Here is a 20,112-nt window from a genome sequence, read left to right as displayed (position 1 = left end):
GACACTCAGGAGAACTCCATGGCGACCATTGGCAACACCTACGATCCGGCCACCACCGCCGCCGGCCTGGCGACCAACTACACCTCGGCGCGCCAGAGCATCCTGAGCGCCCAGACCAAGCAGGCCAGCAGCGCGGCCGCCGCCCTCACCTCCTTGCGCTCGGCCATTTCGGGCTACCAGAGTTCCCTGCTGTCGCTGACCTCCGGCAAGACCATGCTGAGCCAGGCCGCGAGCTTCAGCAACACGGCCATCGGCACCGCCAGCGCCGGTGTGAACGCCACCGCCGGCAGCTACAGCTTTTTTGTCGAACGCATCGCCACCGCCAACCAGGTGTCCTACAACGGCCTGGCCGACAGCGCGGCCAATGGCGGCACCCTGGGCATCGATCTGGGCGGCGCGCCCGGCTTTTCGGTCAACCTGGCGACCGCCAACAGCGATGGCAACGCCACCCTGACCCCGCGCGAAATCGCCGCTGCCATCAATGCCGAGCCGACCAACAATGGCCGCGTGTCGGCCTCGATCGTCACCGTCAATGGCGTCACCCAGCTGATGCTGACCTCGAAAACGACTGGCGCGGCCGGCAATATTTCGCTCAACACCGCGGCGGTCAACAATGCCGGCCTGAAAGCCGCACTCGACGATCCCCTCAACGCCAAGCAAGTCGTGACTGGCCAGGATGCCCTGGTCTGGCTCGGCGCCCAGGGTACCGGCACCGCGATCACCCAGGCCTCGAACGTGTTCACCAATGTCGATGGCGTGACCATGACCTTTACCAAGGCCCAGGCCCCGGGCGATACGCCGGTCACCCTGACGGTCGCCAGCGACAACGCCGCCACCGTGGCCAAGGTGCAGAAATTCGTCGACGATTACAACAAGCTCAAGGGCGTGATCGATACCATGGTGGCGCCGGGCGACCCGTCCAAGAGCGCCGCGCCGGGCGTGTTCGCCAACGATGGCGGCGTGCGCGTGCTGCAAACCCGCATGGTCAGCATGCTGCGCGGCGTCAACGGCGCCGACAGCCTGGCCGCCTACGGCATCGTGGCCACCCGCGACGGCAGCCTGTCCCTGAACACAACGCGCCTGACCAGCCAGCTCGCGGTGTCGCCGAAAGGCCTCGACACCCTGATCGGCAGCAGCGTCAACGGCAGCAGCAGCGGCATCGCCGGCAATCTCGACGGCTACCTGAAGGAATGGAGCAGCATCACCGACGGCCAGCTCAAGCAGCGTCTGGAACAGAACACCAAATTGCAGACCACCCTGACCAAGCGCCAGGACCAGCTCGACAAGCAGTACGACAGCGCCTACAAGCGCTATCTGACGCAATTTACACAGTTGCAAACACTGCAAAGCCGCATGGCTTCCAACAGCTCCATGTTCGACGCACTGTTCGGCGACAAATCCTAATCAAGAGAGGAAAAGATGTCCTATTCCGACGCTTACAGCGACTACCACTCGGTTAACCTTGATGCTCAGACGGCGCGTGCGTCGCCGGTCGAGCTGGTCCTGCTGCTGACCGATGGCTTGCTCGACGAACTGGCCCGCGCGCGCGCCCACCTCGTCGCCAAGCGCTACGAGCAAAAGGCGGCCAGCATCGACAAATGTGTCGAGATCATCAATGGACTGTCCAGCTCGCTGGACTTCGAGCAAGGTGGCGACGTGGTGGAAAACCTGGCAAGACTGTACGACTTTTGCGCCGCCCGCCTGCACGGGGCCGGCATCAAGATGGACCCGGCGATGCTGGACGAAGTGGTCGAGATTCTCGGCACGATCCGCCAGGGCTGGCTCGGCGTGCAGGCGCGCAATGCCTAGGCGCGCCGCCCTCGACGCCCTGACGGCGGCCCTGGCCAGCGCCGGCGCTGCGCGCGACTGGGTTGCGCTCGACCGCGCGGTCGGCGCCCTGAGCGCCCAGCTGCGCGTGCTGGCCGCCAGCGGCCCGTGGAGCCCGGCGGAAAAACGTGCCTTGGAAGCGCTGCGCGCCCAGCACGACAAGGCAGCCGAGCTGTGCGAAGCCGAACTGGAACTGCTGGGAGCGCAAATGCACGAGATGCACGCGAACAAAGCCGGGTTTATCGCCTACGCCCTCGACAATGAAACCGATATAGAACGTAACCAGGCATAAACCATGATGCTCGCTAACCTGACCCCTTCCCCCGCCGTCGCGGCCGCCCCCGGTGCCGACCTGCCCGCCGCCGCCGCGCCAGTCACCCCCGGCAGCGACACTGCCGCGCCGTTCGCCAGCTGGCTGATGTTCGATATCGGCGCCGAGCCGGCCGTTGCCGACGCCGACACCGACAGCGACCAGGTCGGCACCGACGCCGCCCAGGCCGACGCCCTGGCCGATCCCGGCATGCTGCCCGACAGCGCCGCGCCGGCCGTGCCGGCCGCCACCCCGGAGCACACGAGCACACCAGCGATGACGATGAGCATGACCCTGCCGCTCGGCATGGTCTTGCCGCCGGCCATGCCGATGCCGTCCAGCTGGCCTGCCGCCATGGCCGCGCCAGTGGCCAGCGCCGCGCCGCTCGGCGCCGCCAGCGCCCCGCTCAGCTTTGCCGCAGCGGCCACGCCGGTCGTCCCGGCCGGCACGGCCGCCGCACCGGCCCCGGCCCCGGCCGCGCCAGCCGCGCCGTTCGCCGCCCCCCTGCCCGCCGCCCCTGCCAGCACCGTTTCGTTCACCTTCAGCGCGCCGCCAGCGGCCAGCACCAATGCCACCGGCGCCGCCGCCAGTACCAGTGACAGCGACAGCCGTGTGGCCGATGCCCGCACGCCAGTGGCGGCCGCGCCGGCCCTGCCCGCGCAAGCGCTGGCCGCCGCGCCGGCACCGCGCGCCCCCGCGCGCAGCGCCGACAGCGCCACGCCAGCCGCGCCGCTCGCCCAGAAAACCGGCCTCGCCGCCAGCGCCCAGCCGCTCGCCGCCAGCACCGACACCGTGCTGCGCAGCGACACGCCGCTCGCCGGCCCGGCCAATGTCATGAATGGCGCCAACGCCCTGGCCGCGCCCAACGCCGCCATGGCCGCCCCGCTGGACGTAAAACTGCCGGCCAACCCGGCCGACTGGCAGCAACCCCTGCGCGACGCCCTGGGCGACCGCCTGCAGCTGCAACTGGGCCGCAACATCGACCAGGCCGTGATCCGCCTCGACCCGCCGCAGCTGGGCCGCATCGAAATCGCGATCCGCCACGCCGCCGGTGGGGTGCTGGAAGTAAATATCAGCGCCACCCACAGCGAAGTGCGGCGCCAGCTCAACAGTGTCAGCGATGCCATGCGTTCCGACCTGGCCCAGCGCCAGTTCAGCGATGTCGCCGTGACCATTACCGCCACCCCGCGCAGCGGCGCCGCGTTTGGCGAACAGCAAGGGCGCCAGCGCCAGCCCGAGCGTGAACCCGGCGAAAACGATCCTGGCCGCGCGCTGGCCGAAGCCGGCCAGCCGTCCGCCACCTTCTCCCTGTCCGGCCGCGAGGTCGCAGCATGAAAAAAACCACCAAGCTGATCGTCGCCTTCGTGGTCATCGGCATCCTCGGCGCCGCCGCGGCCGGTGCGGCCCTGTACTTCAAGCAGCCGCTGCCGGGCAAGGATGGCAAGCACGCCGCCGTGGAACCGGAAGCGCATCCGAAAAAACCGGCCCGCTACGTCTCGCTCGACAAGGTGATCGTCATGCTGCGCCGCAGCCCGGGCGAAACCCAGGCCCACTACATTTCGACCGATTTGGTGCTGTCGACCACGCTTGATCAGGAAAAGAAAACCAAGGATGACCTGCCGATGCTGCGCAGCGTGGCCGTGCGCGCCCTGTCGGCGCACACCATGAGCGCGGCCCAGGAACTGACGGTCGAGCAGTACGCCGAGCAGCTCAACAACACGTTCGCCGCGACATATGACAAGGACAAGCTCGAAAAGCCGTTCTCCGAAGTCATGATCGGCAAACTGATCATCGAATAGCGAAGCGGGAATCCTGTGGCCTATCACGCCGATTACACCGACTCCAGCAGCGCCGCCAGCTACGTGGGCGGCAATCCGCTCACCCATGGCATAGCCCGTGGCATAGCCCATGGCATCGCGGACGAGCACGCCAGCGGCTACGGCGCCGCGCAAGTGGCCGAGTACGCCCCCGTGCTCGATGCCCGCGAAGAGCAGCGCCAGCTGGTGGCCTACGCGCCGCTGGTCAAGCGCATCGTGCGCCAGTTGAATGCCCAGGTCTCGGGCGTGATGGGGCGCGAAGACATGGAACAGATCGGCCTGATGGGTTTGCTCGAAGCGCTGCGCCGCTATGGCATGCCCGATGCCGGTTTCGGCAGCTTCGCCTCCTTGCGCATCCGCGGCGCCATTCTCGACGAGCTGCGCCGCCAGGATTGGCGCCCGCGCGCGGTGCGCCAGGACAGCCACAAGATGCGCGACCAGGTGCGCGCCCTGACCCGCTCCCTGGGGCGCGAGCCGACCGACCAGGAAGCGGCCTCCGCGCTGGGCCTGACCCAGGAAGCCTATGTGCAATACCAGCTCGACGATGGCGCCGAGCTGCTGCTGAGCTTTGACGAAGTGCTGCAGGAAGCTGCGGAACGGGCCCACAGCGCGCCCGGCCCGGAAGAGCAGTTCATGGTCAAGCGCAGCCTGGAACAAGCCCTGATGGCCCTCGACGAGCGCGAACAGCGGGTGATCCAGATGATTTACGAATTCGAACTGAGCTACAAGGAAGTTGCCGCCGTCCTCGATTTGTCGGACGCGCGCGTCTGCCAGCTCAACAAGGCGGCGCTGGCCAAGATGAAAGCAGCCCTCAAAGGCTGATCAGACCATGTTTCACCCACTACTTTCGCTCATCACGACTTACCAAAGGAATTTAACATGCAGCCATTAGTCGGCATTGCCATCGTTCTAGGCTGTATTTTCGGCGGCTTCGTGCTCATGGGCGGCACCTTCGCCGCCATCTGGCACCCGGTCGAAATCCTGATCATCGCCGGCGCCGGCGCCGGCGCGCTGGTGCTGGGCAATCCGAACCACGTGCTCAAGGAAATGAGCACGCAGTTGCGCAAGATTATCGTGCGCAAGAAGCAAGGTTCGGAATTCCAGCGCCAGTTGTTGTTGTTGATGTATGAACTGCTGCAAACGGCGGCCGGTGGCTTGAAAGCCCTCGACGCCCACGTGGAAGACCCGGCCTCGAGCCCGCTGTTCCAGCGTTACCCTTTGGTGCTGGAAGAGCCTAAACTTTTGGCGTTTATTGTCGATAATTTCCGTTTAATGGCCATGGGAAAAATCAATGCCCATGAGCTTGAAGGCGTACTGGAGCAGGAACTGGAAGCCATTCACGAAGAGTTGGTGCAGCCGTCCAAGTCGCTGCACAAGATTGCCGAAGCGATGCCCGGATTCGGCATCCTGGCGGCGGTGCTCGGCATCGTGCTGGCGATGAATTCGGTGGCCGAGGGCGCCGATGCCGGCGCGATCTCGGCCAAGGTGGGCGCCGCGATGGTCGGCACCTTCCTCGGGATTTTCTTTTGCTATGGCGTACTCGACCCGATCAGCAACATGATGAAACAGCTTGTCAACCAGGAAGCGTCGAACATGGAATGCGTCAAAGTCGTGCTGGTCACCCACGTGGCCGGCAAACCAGCCCTGCTGGCCATCGATGCCGGCCGCCGCCTGGTGCAACTGAACATCAAGCCGACCTTCGCCCAGCTCGAAAGCTGGATCAACGCGATGAGCGGCGATAGCGACGAATCGCCATCGCCGAAACGCCGCGCCACCGACCGCTCAGGAGAGCCGCGTGCAAAAGCAGCATGATAAGCATGACAAGCACGACGCCGCGATCATCGTGCGCGGCCGTGGCAAGGCGCATGAGGACGACCACGGCGGCGCCTGGAAAGTCGCGTTCGCCGACTTTTGCCTGGCGCTGCTATCCCTGTTCCTGGTGCTGTGGCTGATGGCGGCGCGCGACCAGCAAACCATGAAAGCCATGGTGCGCGAGCAAAACGGCAGCTACGCCGATGGCCAGGGCAACAAGCCGGAAATCGGCGGCGGCCCGCGCGGCAGCCTGATCGAACGTTTCGCTATGCCGCACAGCGGTACCTCGCCCGACAAGGAAGTCGGCGGCGAAGGCCCGAAAGTGCGCTACGACTCGCCGGCCGAACTGGCCGTGCTCTCGCGCAAGCTGGGCACCATGAGCGTGGAAGCGGGCTTGTCGAACAACCTGGAAGCCGTGATCACCCCGTACGGCTTGCGCGTCACCCTGCACGACACCGACCGCCAGGGCATGTTTTTGCTGGGCAGCGCCATGCCGACCGACCGCTTCGGCCGCTTGATGCGCCAGATGGGTCCCTTGTTCGCAAAAATGGACAACCAGATGCTGATCGTCGGCCACACCGATTCGCGCAAATACGCGGGCGACCAGGATGGCAACTCGAACTGGACCTTGTCGAATGCGCGCGCCATGGCGGCCCGCACCCAGCTGCTGGCCGGTTCCATGAATCCGGACAGCGTGCTGCAAGTCGTCGGGATGGCCGACCGCGCGCCCTTCGAGCCGGAAAATACCGGCGCGGCCGTCAACCGCCGCATCGAACTGCTGATCCTGACCCACAGCCAGGCCGATACCGTGGCCGCCATGTTCGGCGTGCCGGGCAAGAACGAGGTCGGCACCGAAACGGCGGTCGGCGCCAAGGGGACGGTCGAAGAATTGCGCAATAAACTCAAGAGCGTCAAAAACGTCAACGGCGCCGGCGCCCAAGGCAAATAATCATGACGATCCAATCCAAAAGCCGAGGTCCACGCATGAAAATCTCTTCTGGCGGTGCGTCCGCCGACGCCTCGGCCGTGCAGCGCAGCAGCGCCGCACAAGCGCCCGAAGCGAAGACGGCGCTGAGCGGCGGCGCCGGGGTGGCGGCTGCCTCGGGCGCCCTGCAATCGGAAGTGCTGCAGCCGGCCATGGCCGCGCTGGCCGCCATGCCCGAGATCGACCACGAAAAAGTGGCGCAACTGCGCGACGCGCTGGCCAAGGGCGAATTGCCGTTCGACCCGGCGCGCCTGGCCGGCCTGATCACGCGCTTCCACGGAGGCCAGGGATGAGCCGCCTGACGCGCGAGCAGGCACTGGGCAAGCTGAGGGCTGGCGTCAGCGCCGACCTGGACACCAGCCATGCCATCCTCGCGCTGCTGGCGCGCCAGTTCGACGCCGCCCTGCGCCACCGCAGCGCCGAGCTGACCGAACTGGCCGAACAGCTCTCGCCCAGCCTGGAGGCGATGGAACAGCGCCGCGTGCAGCGCGTCTCGCTGGTGCGCGCCCTGTGCGGCACCCGCGCCGACATGGCCACCCTGATCGCCAGCCTGGACCCTGCCCAGGGCGAGGCCTTGCGCGCCGACTGGCAAGCGCTGGAGCAACTGGTACTTGAATGCAAACGTTTAAATGTTCGCAACAGCGCATTACTGACCGAACAATTTTCCATCATGCAGCGTGTGCTGCACGGAGAGGAGACCTTGTATGAGGCACGCTGATTTCCATACCGCCAGCATCGCGCCCACCGCGCCGACCCCGTCCACCCGCCCGATGGCGGCGGCGGGCGGCGGCGCCGGCTTCGGCGGCGTCTACCGGTCGATGCAAAATGAAATTACCGATTTCATCAGCCAGGGCAGCGCCGACAGCGGCGCCGCCATGTTGAGTCCGCAGGGCCGCATGCTGCAGGCGCGCCTGCAAGACGCCGAGGTGGCCCCAAGCACGGGCGTAGGCGCCGCCTTTGCCGACGGTTCCGAACAACAAGCCTTCCTGGAACAGATCGCGCCGTGGGCGCGCGAAGCGGGCGAACGCCTTGGCGTGGCGCCGCAACTGGTGTCGGCCCATGCCGCGCTGGAATCGGGCTGGGGCCAGCGTCCGCTGCGCCAGGCCGAAGGCGCCAGCACCCACAATCTGTTCGGCATCAAGGCCGGTACAAGCTGGCAGGGCGAGGTGGCCGACAACGCCACCACCGAATACGAACACGGCGCCGCCGTGAAGAAAACCGAGCGTTTCCGCAGCTACCCGGACCAGGGCGCCGCCTTCCGCGACTATGCCCAAGTGCTGCTGGACAACCCGCGCTACGCCGGCGCCATCGGCACCGGCAACGATGCGCACGCCTTTGCCCAAGGCCTGGTCAGGGGCGGCTATGCCACCGATCCGGCCTACGCCGCCAAGCTGACCAAGCTGGCCGCGCGCCTGCAGGGAGCGTCGGAATGAACTATGGCTGCGCCGAACGGGGCAGCTCGACCGGCTCGACCGTGCCGGGGCCGATCACGCGCATGCGCACCACCCGGCCGTTGGCCAGGTTGCGCACCCGCACCAGCGCATTGAGTGCGCCGGCGTCGAGCGCTTCGCCGGCGGTGCTGATCTCGATGGCCTCGAAACGCGCCAGCATCACCACCGGTTCGCCGCGCTTGACCAGTAAGGGCGCGCTCAACTGCGCCTGGCGCAGCACTTCGCCGGCGCGCAGCGAGCGCCGCGTGGCTTGCCCGGTGGCCGCCTCGGCCGAGCCGATGGCGTCGCTCAAGGTGGTGACATCGCGCCGCTCCAGGGTGACATCCTGCGCCGTCAGCATTTGCCCGGCCGCGACCGGCGCGGCGGTGACCGCCACCAGGGCGCTGACCGAGCCGCGCAGCACGTACTCATATCGCCAGCCGCCGGCATCGGGACACAGCACGGCAAAGCGCATGCGCGCCGGCGTGCGCGTGTCGACCGCTTCGATCTCGACCGGTTTGGCGCACGGCGGGGCGGGGCGCGGCGTGGCCACGTTGACAGTAAATTGCGCTTCCGCCAAACCGGCCGTTTCCGCCTGGCGCGCCAGCTGCTCGCGCGCGGCCTGTTCGAGCCTGGCCGTGATGGAAATTTCTGCCGCATTTGTGTTGCCCCCGGCTAATGAAACCAGTGCAGCGGCCGTTAATGGCAGGAACAAGGCGCTGGTGGCGCGGCGGACTTCAGACATAAGTAGCACCTTGGCAAACGTTGCGCACGACGCAAGGAACGCCGCACAGCGTCATTTTAACCAGATTCACACTGCAGTTCATTCACGGAGGAAGCTTCATGTCGATTGATTTCCAAAAGGCACTCGGCGTGCACGCCGACACCCTGCATGTGCGCGCCGACCGCACCCGCGTGCTGGCCGCCAATATCGCCAACGAAAACACGCCGGGTTTCACGGCGCGCGACATCGACTTCGGCGCCGTGCTGCAGCAGCGCATCGATACCGAATCCGATATGCCCGGCCTCGGCGCCGACGACCAGGACGCCCTGTACCGGGTTCCCTACCACCCCACCGCCGACGGCAATACAGTCGAAATCGGCGTCGAACAAGCCGCGTTCTCGCAAAACGCATCCGATTTCCAGACCAGCCTGACCTTCGTGAACATGCGGCTCAAGGGTTTGGCCAAAGCCATCGCAGGACAATAATCATGAGCTTTAAAGACATTTCCCAAATTGCAGGTTCGGCCATGGCGGCGCAGTCGGTGCGCTTGAATACCATCGCCAGCAACCTGGCCAACGCCGATTCGGTGTCCGGCTCGGAAGGCGAAACCTACCGTGCCCGCAAACCCGTGTTCGCCGCCATGATCGACAGCGGTTCCGGCAAGCTCGGCGCCGGCAGCCGGGTCCAGGTGCTCGACGTGGTCGAATCGGCCGAACCGCTGCGCAAGGCTTACGAGCCGGGCAATCCGGTGGCGAACGCCGACGGCATGGTGTTTTACCCGAACGTCAACCAGGTGGCCGAGATGACCGACATGATGTCGGCCTCGCGTGCCTTTGAAACCAATGTGGAAGTCCTGGGACGCATCAAGTCGATGCAAGCGGGCCTGCTGCGACTCGGCGAAGGCTGATCCCATGCTCACCAATCACCTCACCGGCGCCAATAACCAGGCTGCCGGCAATGCCAACACCGTGGTCGGCCAGGCCCCGGCCAGCGAAACGGCGGACATGTTCACCAAGCTGCTGGTGGCCCAGATCCGCAACCAGGATCCTTTGGAGCCGAGCGACCCGTCGCAGTTCGTCAACCAGCTCTCGCAGCTGAGCCAGACCGAGGCGATGCAAAGCCTCGCCAAGCTCAACAGCGCCAGCGCCAGCGTGCTGGAGAGCATCCAGACCCTGGCCCTGGGCGCCCAGGTCGGCTCCGACATCACCGTCACCACCAACAGCCTGCGCCTGGAAGACAAGGCGATCAAGGCCAGCATCACCCTGCCGGCGGCCAGCGCCGCCAACACCGTGACCCTGACCGGTGCGGATGGCGTGAAACACGACGTGCAGCTCGGTTCGCGCGGTTCGGGTCCGCAAACGTTTTCCATCGATCCGGTCGCGCTTGGTCTGGCGCCTGGGAAATACGATATCAAAGTACAAACGAGCGCCGGTGCACTCGACGCCATCGATGTCATCGGCCGCCTGGACAGCGTGCGCATGTCGGCCGGTGGCGGCGTGGTCCTCAAGGTGGCAGGAATCGGCGATGTTGCGCCGTCGTCCGTCACTGGCTTCAACGGCAAGTCCGGCGCATCGCTGGCGGCCGCCAACACCTCCACCGCAAATTAAAGGATTACATCATGAGTTTCGAAATCGCATTGTCGGGCATCCAGTCGATCAACACCCAGCTTGAAGCCGTCAGTAACAATATCGCCAACGCCGGCACCTACGGCTTCAAGAGCACCCGCGCCAATTTTTCGGCCATGTACGCCGGTTCCCAGGCGACTGGCGTGGAAGTCGGTTCGATGACCCAGAGCATCGGCCTGAACGGTGGCGTGACCACCACCGGGCGCGGCCTCGACGCCGCCATCGATGGCCGCGGCTTTTTTGTCAGCCGCGACAGCCAGGGCATCGTCAACTACAGCCGGGTCGGCATCTTTTCGGCCAACAAGGATGGCTTCCTGGTCGACAGCAACGGCCGCTCGGTGCAGGGCTACGCCGCCGTCAAGGGCAGCGCCGCGCTCGGCGTGATGGGCAATATCGTCGTGCCGACCGGGCAGATCCCGGCCGTCGCCAGCACCAAGGTCAATTACGTCGGCAACCTGTCCAACGATTGGGTGACCCCGGCCGCCGCCTTCGATCCGACCAATGCCGCCAGCTACAACATGGCCAAGCAATCGGTGGTCTACGATTCGCTGGGCAGCCAGCACACCCTGTCGCAGTATTTCGTCAAGGGCGCCGGCACCAGCATGACCGTGCACTACGCGGTCGACGGCGCCACGCCCCTGACCACCACCACCACCCTGACCTTCGACACCATGGGCCAGCTGCCGCCGGTGCCGCCCGTGACCACCCTGAACATCACCACCACCAATGGCTCGGCCCCGATCACCCTGGACGTGAACTACGCCGGCACCACCGAGTTTGCCGGCGAAGCCATCACCACCACCAACAGCACCGACGGCTATGCCTCCGGCACCTTCATCGGCGTCGAAATGGGTACCAACGGTGCCGTCCTGGCCAAATACAGCAACGAGCAGCAGCAAGTGGTCGGCACCGTGGCAATCGCCACCTTCGCCGACGAAGGCTCGCTGACGGCCGTGAGCGACACCAGCTGGACCGCCAGTTCCGCCTCCGGCGCGGCCTTGTACGGCACCCCGGGCAGCGGCCTGGCCGGCAAGCTCAACACCGGCGCGCTGGAACGCTCGAATGTTGACATTACGTCAGAGTTGGTGGGCCTGATGACGTCACAGCGCAACTATCAAGCCAATTCCAAGGTGATTTCAACAGAAAATCAGATGATCCAGTCCTTAATGCAGGCACTATAAGTATCTGCACGGAAACACTGAATTCATTGAGGGAGCAACATGGATAAATTGATCTTTACAGCACTGAGCGGCGCCGAGCGCGCGCTGAAAGCCCAGCAGGTCCACGCCAACAATCTGGCGAACATGGACACCACGGGTTTTCGCGCCAACCTCGAGTTGTCGGCCACGCAAGCGCTGAGCGGCTCGGGCTTCGACGACCGCCACTATGTGCGGATGCAGTCCGACGCCGTGTCGGGCCGCTCCGGCGCAATCAAGGAAACCGGGCGCGACCTCGATGTGGCGATTACCGGCAACGGTTACCTGACGGTCCAGTGGCAGGGTGGCGAAGCCTATACCCGCGCCGGCGCCATCAATATCGATGCCGAGGGCGCGCTCTCGGTCAACGGCCATCCGCTGCTGGGCGAAGGCGGCCCGGTGGTGCTGCCGCCGCATAACGCGGTGACGATCGGCGCGGACGGTTCGATTTCGGTGCTGGCGCCGGGCACGACCACCATGCAGGTGATCGACAAGCTGCGCCTGGTCAACGCCGAAGCCGGCGAAGTGACCAAGAACGAAGGCGGCCTGATCGTCTCGCGCAGCGGCCAGCCGCTCGCGGCCGACGACAAGGTGACCGTGCGCGGGCGCCACCTGGAAGGCAGCAATGTGTCGGCGGTCGAGGAAATGGTCGCCACCATGAGCCTGAACCGCAGCTTCGAGCTCCAGATGAAGCTGCTCAAGGCCAGCGACAATATGAACGAAGTGGGCAACCGCCTGCTCGGCGCCTGAGGCGCCCCCCAACACGTAAAAGGAAAAGATCATGAATCCAGCAATGTGGATCAGCAAAACCGGGGTGCAAGCCCAGGACGCCAAACTGCAGGCGATCGCCAACAACCTGGCCAACGTCAACACGGTCGGCTTCAAGCGCGACAGGGTCGTGTTCGAGGACTTGTTCTACCAGGTCGACCAGCAGCCGGGCGCCCAGCGCGCCGACAATACCCTGTCGCCATCTGGTGTGCAGCTCGGTAACGGCACCCACCTGCTGGGCACCCAGAAAGTGTTCACCAACGGCAGCCTGCAAACGACCAGCCAGCCGCTCGACGTGGCCATTTCCGGCAATGGCTTCCTGCAAGTGCGCCGCCCCAACGGCGACCCGGCCTACACCCGCGCCGGCCAGTTGCAGGTCGACGCCACCGGCACCCTGGTCAATGCCCAGGGCTTGCCGCTGGTGCCGCAGATTACGGTGCCGAACAATGCCACCGCCATCACCATCGGCGAAAACGGCATGGTCTCGGCCACCATCGCCGGCAGCACCACGCCGTCCGAACTGGGCCAGCTGAGCCTATCGAACTTCGTCAACCCGACCGGCCTGTTGGCGCTCGGCGAAAACCTGTTCTCGGAAACGCCGGCCAGCGGCGCCGCCGCCGAAGGCCGTCCTGGCGATGGCGCTTTCGGTAAGCTCAAGCAGGGCGCGCTGGAAGGCTCGAACGTGCAAGTGGTCGAAGAGATGGTCGACATGATCGCCGCCCAGCGCACCTACGAGATGAACACCAAGGTGCTCTCCGCCGCCGACAACATGCTGCAGTACCTGGCGCAGGCGGCGCGCTGATGAAAGCGGCCGCCGCCTTGTTTGCGCCGCTGTTGCTGATACTGCTGCTGGGCGGCTGCGCCAGCAGTGTCCAAGCGCCAGCGCGCGCGATGGCCGACGACACCGCGCCGCTGCCGCGCGCGCAGACGCGCGGCGGCCTGTCCGGCGGCGTGTTCAACGCCGACGCCGTGCCCCTGACCTCCGACAGCCGGGCCTTCCGCACCGGCGACGTGGTCACCGTGCTCCTGCAGGAAACCACGCAAGCGAGCAAGCGCGCCGGCACCAGCGTGAGCAAGCAGTCGAACGTGGGCGTGGCCGCGCCTAGCCTGCTGGGCAAGAAATTCCCCAAGGCCGCCCTCGACCTGTCCGCCGAGCGCGGCTTCGAGGGCGACGCCACCAGCACCCAGCAGAACGCCCTGTCCGGCGCGCTGACCGTGATCGTGCAGGAAGTGCTGCCCAACGGCCTGCTGCGCGTGGCCGGCGAAAAAAGCCTGACCCTGAACCAGGGCGAAGAATTCGTGCGCCTCAAGGGCTTCCTGCGCGCCGCCGACATCGACGCCGACAACCAGGTCTCGTCCTTGCGCGTGGCCAATGCCCAGATCAGTTATTCGGGCCGGGGCGCCCTCGCCAACGCCAACGAACCCGGCTGGCTGACCCGTTTCTTCCTCGGTCCCTGGATGCCGTTTTAAACGCCGCCACGTTCGTGCCGTTCTAAGGAATCACCATGCAATCACCCGCTTTCATGCGCCGCCTCGCCCTTCCCTTCTCCGTGCTGGCCCTGCTGACTTGCCTGTCCTTGCCGAACCCGGCCGCGGCCGCGCAAACCCTGCGCAACCTGGTCAGCGTCGAAGGCGTGCGCGACAATCCACTGGTCGGCTACGGCCTCGTGGTCGGCCTGAACGGCAGCGGCGACAGCAGCCAGGTCAAGTTTTCCAGCCAGTCCGTGGTCAACATGCTCAAGCAGTTCGGCGTCAAGCTGCCGGACGGCGCCGAAGCGAAGAACAAGAATGTGGCCGCGGTCATGGTCAGCGCCGTGTTCCCGCCCGGCTACCGGCGCGGCCAGCCGATCGACGTCAACGTCTCCTCCCTGGGCGACGCCAAGAGCTTGCGCGGCGGCGTGCTGCTGCTCACCCAAATGCGCGCGGCCGACAATGAAGTCTATGCCCTGGCCCAGGGCAATGTGGTGGTGGGCGGGCTGAACGCGGCCGGCGCCAGCGGCTCCAGCGTCACCGTCAATACCCCGACCGGCGGACGGATTCCCAACGGCGCCAACATCGAACGCGAAATCGGCAGCGATTTCTCGACCCGCGCCGACGTCATGCTGCGCCTGAAAACGCCGCACTTCCAGACCGCCACCAATGTCGTCGAAGCCATCAACCGCCGCTTCGGGCCGCTGGCCACCACGGCCGACGGCGCCAGCATCCAGGTGATCGCCCCCGCCAACCCGACCGAGCGCGTGGCCTTCATGGCCAAGCTGCAGGCGCTGTCGGTCGATGTCGGCACCGATGTGCCGAAAGTGGTCTTCAATTCGCGCACCGGCACGGTGGTGATCGCCGAGGGCGTGCGGGTCAAGGCCGCCGCCGTGACCCACGGTTCGCTCAAGGTGGTGATCTCCGAAAGCTCGGCCGTGAGCCAGCCCGGCCCGTTGTCGGGCGGGCGCACCGCCGTCACCCCGCAATCGAAGCTGTCGATCGACCAGGGCGGCGGGCGCGCCATGTTCAAGTGGCCCGCCAGCGCCAAGCTGCAAACCATCATCGACATCGTCAACAGCCTGGGCGCCACCCCGGACGACATCATGGCGATCCTGCAGGCGCTCGACCAGGCCGGCGCCATCGAAGGCGAACTGGTCGTCATTTAAGGAATTGCTGCCATGAATCCACTCGACCTGAACACCACGCTCAAGCGCGCCGGCATGGGCCCCGGCCACGAAGCCGCGGTCGCCCCGGCCGCCGATCCGGTGTTCGTGGCGAAAGCCACCAAGGCCGCCATCGAATTCGAAAGTTTCTTTATCGGCAATATGCTGCAGCAAATGCGCAGCGGTACCCGCGCCATGGCCGACGACGACAGCGTCTTCAAGGACCCGGTCAACCACGACATGCAAGACATGGCCGACAACATGATGGCCGGGCAAATGGCGCACCAGCGCGCCTTCGGCGTGGCCGACGCCATCTTGCGCCAGTTGCTGCCGGCGGCGGCGCCGCAAACGCCGGCTACGGCCCCGCTGCCGACGCCGCTGCAAACTTCCCGCCAAAAAATTTAATGGAAGCAAGTAATCGGTCGCCTTGTAGAGATGACGACCTATCTTGCCGGCCCATCGAGAAAGAAGTGACACCATGAGCATCATGAACAACGCCCTGAGCGGCGCCCTGGCTTCTCAACTCGCGCTGCAGACAACCAGCCAGAACATTGCAAACTTGCAAACCAAGGGTTACACGCGCCAGGCGGCGCTGCTGACCGCGGTCGCTCCGCAAGCCGGCACGCGTTCAGCCGGCGACGGGGTGGCGGTCAATTCCCTGCTGCGCTTTTCCGATGGCTACAAGAACCAGCAACTGTGGCGCGCCGCTTCCGGCGTCGGCCAGTATTCCCAGACCCAGCCCTACCTGACCCAGCTCGAACGGGTCATGGGCGACAACGACGCCGGCCTGAGCAACGGGGTCGACAAATTCTTCCAGGCGCTCAACGCGGTGGCCGGCGTCGATCCCACCTCGACCCCGCTGCGCCAGCAAGTACTGACCGCCGCCAGCGCCATGGCGCAGCGCTTCAACAGCATGAACAATGTGTACAACGGCCAATTGCAATCCTTGCGCGACCAGCGCGGCGCGATTGTTGCGTCGGCCAACGCCTCGATCCAGACCATCGCCGGCCTGAACCGCCAGATCGGCCTGGCCAGCGCCTCCGGCAGCAGCACCTCGACCCTGGTCGATGCGCGCGACCTGGCCATCGACGCCCTGTCCACCCAGGTCGGGCTGGAAGTGACCGACCAGCCCGACGGCACGCGCAGCATTTCGCTCAAGACCGGCCAGGCGCTGGTGATCGGCAACGTCGCCGCCACCCTGGTGGCTGAAGGCGGCGCGGCGCAAAACCTGCGGGTCGACTTCGCCGGTTCCTCGTACCAGCTCGACAAGACGGCGGTGGGCGCCCAGCTCGGCGGCCTCGGCCTGTACGAACGCGATATCCTGCTGCCGATGCAGCAGGGCGTGTCCGACCTGGCCCAGCAACTGGCGCAAAAGGTCAACACCCAACTGGCGGCCGGCTACACCATGAACGGCACGGCCGGCGGCCCGCTGTTCGTATTCACCCCGGGCAGCCCCTCGAACATGCTGCAGGTCAGCGCCGGCTACCAGACCGCCGACCTCGCGTTTTCGGGCGATAATACCCCTGGCGACAGCGGCAACCTGCAAAAACTGATCGACATCAAAAAGCAGCCGGTGGTCCTCGGCGGGCTCGGTTCGGTGATGATCAGCGACGCCGATTCCCAGCTGGTCGGCAAGCTGGCCGTCGACAGCCAGCAAAACCGGGTGGCGCTGGCCACCGCCGAGACCATGCGCAACCATGCGATGGACGACTGGACCTCGACCAGCGGCGTGAACAAGGATGAAGAAGCGGTCAATCTGGTCGAGTACCAGAATATGTACCAGGCGAACATGAAAGTGATGTCAGTAGCCAATTCGCTGTTCGATGCAACATTGGCCATGATGGGTTAAGGAGAAACGTATGCGGATTGCCACCAGCCAATACCAAGCGACGATGAACATCTCGCTCCAGCAAAACCAGGAGCGCATCAGCTACGTCAACCAGCAAATGTCGAGCCGTACCCGCATCCTGCTGCCCTCGGACGACCCGGTCGACACCGTGCGCATGTCGCGCCTGCACCGCGAAGAATCCGCCGTCGGCCAGTACCGCGACAATATCGCCGCGCTCAAGATCCGCCTGACCAAGAACGAATCCTACCTCGGCAGCATGGTCAACGACATGATGCAGGGCCGCGACCTGCTGGTCTGGTCGTCCGACGGCGGCAATGCCCCGGCCGACCTGGCCGCCATGGTCTCGCCCCTGACCGCCCTGCGCGAAAGCCTGCTCTACAGCGCCAACTCGATCGACCAGGAAGGGCGCTTCGTGTTTTCCGGGACCCAGACCGGCACCGCCCCGATCGCCTATAATGCGGCCGCCGCGGTCGGTTCGCGCTACAGCTACGCCGGCAACACCAACGATCAGACGGTCGTGGTCGGCAATGGCATCACCCAGGTTGCGAACGGCAACATGAGCGGCATCGAAACCATGCTCAACCAGCTCGACATGACCTTGGCCGCGCTCAGCGCGCCGGGCGCCAGCGCCAACAACCCGGCCACCCGCGCCACCCTCGCGGCCAACCTGGACGGCTTCGACAAGGCGCTCGACCTCATTTCCGGCAAGATCGCCGTGCTGGGCGGCTCGCAAAACATCCTCAGCACGCTCGACGAAAACCACAGCAATGTGAGCTTGTCGAACCAGATGGCGCTGACCGACATCGGCCAGCTCGACTACGGCCTCGCCGCGACCGAGCTGAGCGGCTACACCAGCGCGCTGGAAGCGACCTACAAGGCCTATGCGAAGATAGGCAACCTGTCCCTGTTCGCGGCCTTGTAACGCCATGGAAGCGATCCGTCCCACCAGCGGCAGTACCAGCGGCCCGGCCGGCGCCAACGCCAGCGGCGTGCGCAGCGAGGCGGCCGCGGACGCAACACAAGGGCGTCCCCCGCAACTGACCCCGGTCGCGCCCACGCCGGGCGCGGCCGCCCCGCTGCGGCGCGGCCTGGCCCGGGTCGACCATCAGTTGCAGGGCGACGTCGCCAGCGCCCAGCAGGCGCTCGACTTCCTGGAACAGGTGGCCGGCCAGCTGCAAGCGCTCAAGGGCGAGCTGAGCGCCAAACTCAGTTCGCGCCGCGGCGACAGCGGCGCCATCGAAGCCCACCTGCGCCAGCTTGGCGCGACCATGGACAAGCGGCGCCAATCCAGCGGCGGCAGCGTCGACGCGCGCCTGAACTTCAGCAGCCCTCAACCGGCCAGCCAACGTTTCCGCATCAAGGGCCTGAACCTCGACATGCTCACCGCCGGGGCTGGCCAATCCCTTTCGTTTTCGGTGGGCAGCAATACCCAGCCCTTGACGGTGGCGGTCGACCCGTCCATGACGCGCGATGAAATCGTGGTGCGCTTCGACCGCGCGCTGGCCCCGGCCAATATGCGCGTAAGCGCCGACGGCAGCGGCGCCCTGGTCTTCAGCACACCCGAGACGGCCTGGCCGATGGTGCGCGATTCGCTCTCGATCCAGGGCGTGGGGCGAGTGGCGGTGGAAGCCGATACCGACATCGTCATGCCGCAGCAATGGGGCGCCAGCAACGCCGACGCCCTGCGCCAGAGTTTGCATGAAGTCGTGCAAACACTAGCGCAGGTGCAGCGCTCGCAGCAAGCGGCCAGCCAAGCGCTCAGTGCGGCTGCCAGCCGCGCCGCCGCCAACCAGCCGGCGGCGGCCGACATCGAAGTGATGGCCCAGGATTTCGCCGACACCGCCAGCACCCCGAACTACGAATCCCTGCTGGCGCTGACCTCGGCGCTGGTCGGCATCAGCCGCGAGCGCGTGCTGGCCCTGCTCGGCCTGCACTGACCACCCCACCGGGGTCTGACCTCTGATTCGAAACATTTCCTAACCGGGGTCATATTTCCTAACCGGGGTCAGACCTCTGATTCGAAATATTGCAAAATTGGCCACCGCCGGTTTTGCAATTCGCCGTTTACGCGAGCGGAATTGCCGTGAACACCCCACCGGGGTCTGACCTCGGATGCGAAAAAAGCCCCATCGGGGTCTGACCTCTGATTCGAAATATTGCAAAATCGGCTGCCGCCGGTTTTGCAATTCGTCGTTTACGCCTGGGGCGCTGCCGGGATCGGCCGGGCAACGGCGGACACGCGCCGGCTGAGCAGCGCCAGACCCAGCAATCCAGCCAAGGTCAGGACCACCGCGACGATTTCGGCTTGGCTCGCCTGCAAGCCGCCAAGCGTTATCTTCGGATTGACCCGGATCTGCTCGATCAGCAGCCGCTCCAGCCCGGCCAGCACCAAATACACGGAAAACAGCCAGCCGCTCAGGAAACGGTGCTTGCGCAGCGCCCACAGCAAGCCAAAACACGCCAGCGCCATGACCGTTTCGTAGATGGAAGTCGGATACACGCCCGGCGCCGCCAGCACTTCCCCGAAGATATTGTTGTCGTAGGTCTGCGCCCAGAACCAGGTCGGCAGCCAGTCGGGTTTAAGCGCCATATTGGCCGCCGTGCCCCAGTCGCCATCGCCCGATACCTGGCAGCCGATGCGGCCGAGCGCGTAGCCGAGCATCATGGCCGGCGCCACGGCGTCGAGCAGCGGACGGATCGGCAACTTCCAGCGCCGCACGCAGATCACCCCGGCCACCGTGCCGAGGATCAACCCGCCAAACACGCTCAGGCCGGAGCGGCTGAAAATCATGCTCCACGGATCGGCCATGAACTGATCGGTATGCTCAAGGATGTGGAACAGGCGTGCCCCGACCACGCCCACCAGCACCACGATAAAGCTCAGATCGTTGACGATTTCCTGCGGCGGCACCGCGACCTCGCTCACCACGCCATCCTCGCCCTTGACCCGCTTGTGAGCGGGACCGATGCGCCCGGCCGCATACAGCCGGGCCAGCTCGCGCTTGAGGCACTCGCCCCCGGCCAGGATGGCGCAGGCCACCAACAAGCCGAAGGTGGCGATCGGCAGCGGCAGGTCGATGCCGGTCAGGTCCTTGATGACATCGCTTAAATACGGATACGACATACCTGTTCT

At 65.7% G+C, this 20,112-nt stretch carries 25 protein-coding genes; 23 read left to right on the top strand and 2 right to left on the bottom strand.

The window, feature by feature from the left end:
• Window positions 1-18: 18 nt before the first annotated feature.
• The 11 genes from fliD to IV454_RS14975 all read left to right on the top strand — a co-directional run bounded on the left by fliD (window position 19) and on the right by IV454_RS14975 (window position 8,184).
• Window positions 19-1,404 (top strand): flagellar filament capping protein FliD, encoded by a 1,386-nt coding sequence (gene fliD, locus IV454_RS15025; protein WP_206092091.1) that lies wholly within the window; start codon window positions 19-21, stop codon window positions 1,402-1,404.
• A 15-nt stretch (window positions 1,405-1,419) separates the two neighbouring features.
• Window positions 1,420-1,809 (top strand): flagellar export chaperone FliS, encoded by a 390-nt coding sequence (gene fliS / locus IV454_RS15020; protein WP_206092090.1) that lies wholly within the window; start codon window positions 1,420-1,422, stop codon window positions 1,807-1,809.
• Entirely contained in the window at window positions 1,802-2,119 is a 318-nt protein-coding gene (locus IV454_RS15015; RefSeq protein ID WP_206092089.1) for a hypothetical protein, read from the top strand. Before fliS ends, IV454_RS15015 begins: the two co-directional genes overlap by 8 nt.
• 3 nt (window positions 2,120-2,122) lie before the next feature.
• Window positions 2,123-3,472: a flagellar hook-length control protein FliK gene (locus tag IV454_RS15010; protein ID WP_206092088.1), complete on the top strand. Its 1,350-nt coding sequence runs from the start codon at window positions 2,123-2,125 to the stop codon at window positions 3,470-3,472.
• A complete protein-coding gene (locus IV454_RS15005; RefSeq protein WP_054266649.1) occupies window positions 3,469-3,936 on the top strand; it encodes a flagellar basal body-associated FliL family protein in 468 nt (155 codons plus the stop codon). The genes IV454_RS15010 and IV454_RS15005 overlap by 4 nt, the downstream gene beginning before the upstream one ends.
• Before the next feature lie 153 nt (window positions 3,937-4,089).
• Window positions 4,090-4,776, top strand: coding sequence for a FliA/WhiG family RNA polymerase sigma factor (locus tag IV454_RS15000; RefSeq protein WP_229522325.1), 687 nt, complete (start codon window positions 4,090-4,092; stop codon window positions 4,774-4,776).
• Window positions 4,777-4,833: 57 nt separating this feature from the next.
• The gene (gene motA, locus IV454_RS14995; protein WP_206092087.1) at window positions 4,834-5,766 is read left to right on the top strand and encodes a flagellar motor stator protein MotA; all 933 of its coding nucleotides are present in this window, start codon (window positions 4,834-4,836) and stop codon (window positions 5,764-5,766) included.
• A complete protein-coding gene (locus tag IV454_RS14990) occupies window positions 5,750-6,715 on the top strand; it encodes a flagellar motor protein MotB (RefSeq protein WP_206092086.1) in 966 nt (321 codons plus the stop codon). The genes motA and IV454_RS14990 overlap by 17 nt, the downstream gene beginning before the upstream one ends.
• A gap of 35 nt (window positions 6,716-6,750) precedes the next feature.
• Complete coding sequence (gene flgM / locus IV454_RS14985) at window positions 6,751-7,044, top strand: flagellar biosynthesis anti-sigma factor FlgM (RefSeq protein WP_206092085.1); 294 nt, start codon at window positions 6,751-6,753, stop codon at window positions 7,042-7,044.
• The gene (gene flgN, locus IV454_RS14980) at window positions 7,041-7,469 is read left to right on the top strand and encodes a flagellar export chaperone FlgN (RefSeq protein WP_206092084.1); all 429 of its coding nucleotides are present in this window, start codon (window positions 7,041-7,043) and stop codon (window positions 7,467-7,469) included. Before flgM ends, flgN begins: the two co-directional genes overlap by 4 nt.
• Entirely contained in the window at window positions 7,456-8,184 is a 729-nt protein-coding gene (locus IV454_RS14975) for a glycoside hydrolase family 73 protein (protein WP_206092083.1), read from the top strand. Before flgN ends, IV454_RS14975 begins: the two co-directional genes overlap by 14 nt.
• A 1-nt stretch (window position 8,185) precedes the next feature.
• On the opposite strand, the gene flgA is transcribed toward IV454_RS14975, so the two are convergent.
• Window positions 8,186-8,926: a flagellar basal body P-ring formation chaperone FlgA gene (gene flgA, locus IV454_RS14970; protein WP_206092082.1), complete on the bottom strand. Its 741-nt coding sequence runs from the start codon at window positions 8,924-8,926 to the stop codon at window positions 8,186-8,188.
• 98 nt (window positions 8,927-9,024) lie between these two features.
• On the opposite strand from flgA, the gene flgB reads away from it, so the two are divergent.
• The 12 genes from flgB to IV454_RS14910 all read left to right on the top strand — a co-directional run bounded on the left by flgB (window position 9,025) and on the right by IV454_RS14910 (window position 18,916).
• Window positions 9,025-9,390 carry a flagellar basal body rod protein FlgB gene (gene flgB, locus IV454_RS14965; protein ID WP_206092081.1) on the top strand — a complete coding sequence of 122 codons (366 nt, stop codon included), beginning with the start codon at window positions 9,025-9,027 and terminating at the stop codon, window positions 9,388-9,390.
• 2 nt (window positions 9,391-9,392) lie between these two features.
• The gene (flgC, locus tag IV454_RS14960; RefSeq protein ID WP_054266642.1) at window positions 9,393-9,812 is read left to right on the top strand and encodes a flagellar basal body rod protein FlgC; all 420 of its coding nucleotides are present in this window, start codon (window positions 9,393-9,395) and stop codon (window positions 9,810-9,812) included.
• A 4-nt stretch (window positions 9,813-9,816) separates the two neighbouring features.
• Entirely contained in the window at window positions 9,817-10,512 is a 696-nt protein-coding gene (locus IV454_RS14955; protein WP_206092080.1) for a flagellar hook capping FlgD N-terminal domain-containing protein, read from the top strand.
• An 11-nt stretch (window positions 10,513-10,523) separates the two neighbouring features.
• Window positions 10,524-11,711, top strand: coding sequence for a flagellar hook protein FlgE (locus tag IV454_RS14950; protein ID WP_206092079.1), 1,188 nt, complete (start codon window positions 10,524-10,526; stop codon window positions 11,709-11,711).
• Between the two features lie 39 nt (window positions 11,712-11,750).
• Complete coding sequence (locus IV454_RS14945) at window positions 11,751-12,476, top strand: flagellar basal body rod protein FlgF (RefSeq protein WP_206092078.1); 726 nt, start codon at window positions 11,751-11,753, stop codon at window positions 12,474-12,476.
• A 31-nt stretch (window positions 12,477-12,507) separates the two neighbouring features.
• Window positions 12,508-13,296: a flagellar basal-body rod protein FlgG gene (gene flgG, locus IV454_RS14940; protein ID WP_181002740.1), complete on the top strand. Its 789-nt coding sequence runs from the start codon at window positions 12,508-12,510 to the stop codon at window positions 13,294-13,296.
• Complete coding sequence (flgH, locus tag IV454_RS14935) at window positions 13,296-13,964, top strand: flagellar basal body L-ring protein FlgH (RefSeq protein WP_206092077.1); 669 nt, start codon at window positions 13,296-13,298, stop codon at window positions 13,962-13,964. Before flgG ends, flgH begins: the two co-directional genes overlap by 1 nt.
• 35 nt (window positions 13,965-13,999) lie before the next feature.
• Window positions 14,000-15,133, top strand: a complete 1,134-nt coding sequence (locus IV454_RS14930) for a flagellar basal body P-ring protein FlgI (protein WP_229522253.1) — start codon at window positions 14,000-14,002, stop codon at window positions 15,131-15,133.
• A gap of 12 nt (window positions 15,134-15,145) precedes the next feature.
• A complete protein-coding gene (locus IV454_RS14925; protein ID WP_206092076.1) occupies window positions 15,146-15,535 on the top strand; it encodes a rod-binding protein in 390 nt (129 codons plus the stop codon).
• Between the two features lie 73 nt (window positions 15,536-15,608).
• Window positions 15,609-16,979: a flagellar hook-associated protein FlgK gene (flgK, locus tag IV454_RS14920; protein ID WP_206092075.1), complete on the top strand. Its 1,371-nt coding sequence runs from the start codon at window positions 15,609-15,611 to the stop codon at window positions 16,977-16,979.
• Between the two features lie 10 nt (window positions 16,980-16,989).
• A complete protein-coding gene (gene flgL, locus IV454_RS14915; protein WP_206092074.1) occupies window positions 16,990-17,901 on the top strand; it encodes a flagellar hook-associated protein FlgL in 912 nt (303 codons plus the stop codon).
• 4 nt (window positions 17,902-17,905) lie between these two features.
• Window positions 17,906-18,916 carry a hypothetical protein gene (locus IV454_RS14910; RefSeq protein WP_206092073.1) on the top strand — a complete coding sequence of 337 codons (1,011 nt, stop codon included), beginning with the start codon at window positions 17,906-17,908 and terminating at the stop codon, window positions 18,914-18,916.
• 257 nt (window positions 18,917-19,173) lie between these two features.
• Here IV454_RS14910 and IV454_RS14905 read toward each other — a convergent pair whose 3' ends face one another.
• On the bottom strand, window positions 19,174-20,103 hold the full coding sequence (locus IV454_RS14905) for a prolipoprotein diacylglyceryl transferase (protein WP_206092072.1): 930 nt from the start codon (window positions 20,101-20,103) through the stop codon (window positions 19,174-19,176).
• Window positions 20,104-20,112: the final 9 nt, after the last annotated feature.

The sequence above is a fragment of the Massilia antarctica genome (assembly GCF_015689335.1).
GTDB lineage: Bacteria > Pseudomonadota > Gammaproteobacteria > Burkholderiales > Burkholderiaceae_D > Telluria_A > Telluria_A antarctica.
This window is presented reverse-complemented; position numbering and strand designations above follow the sequence as displayed.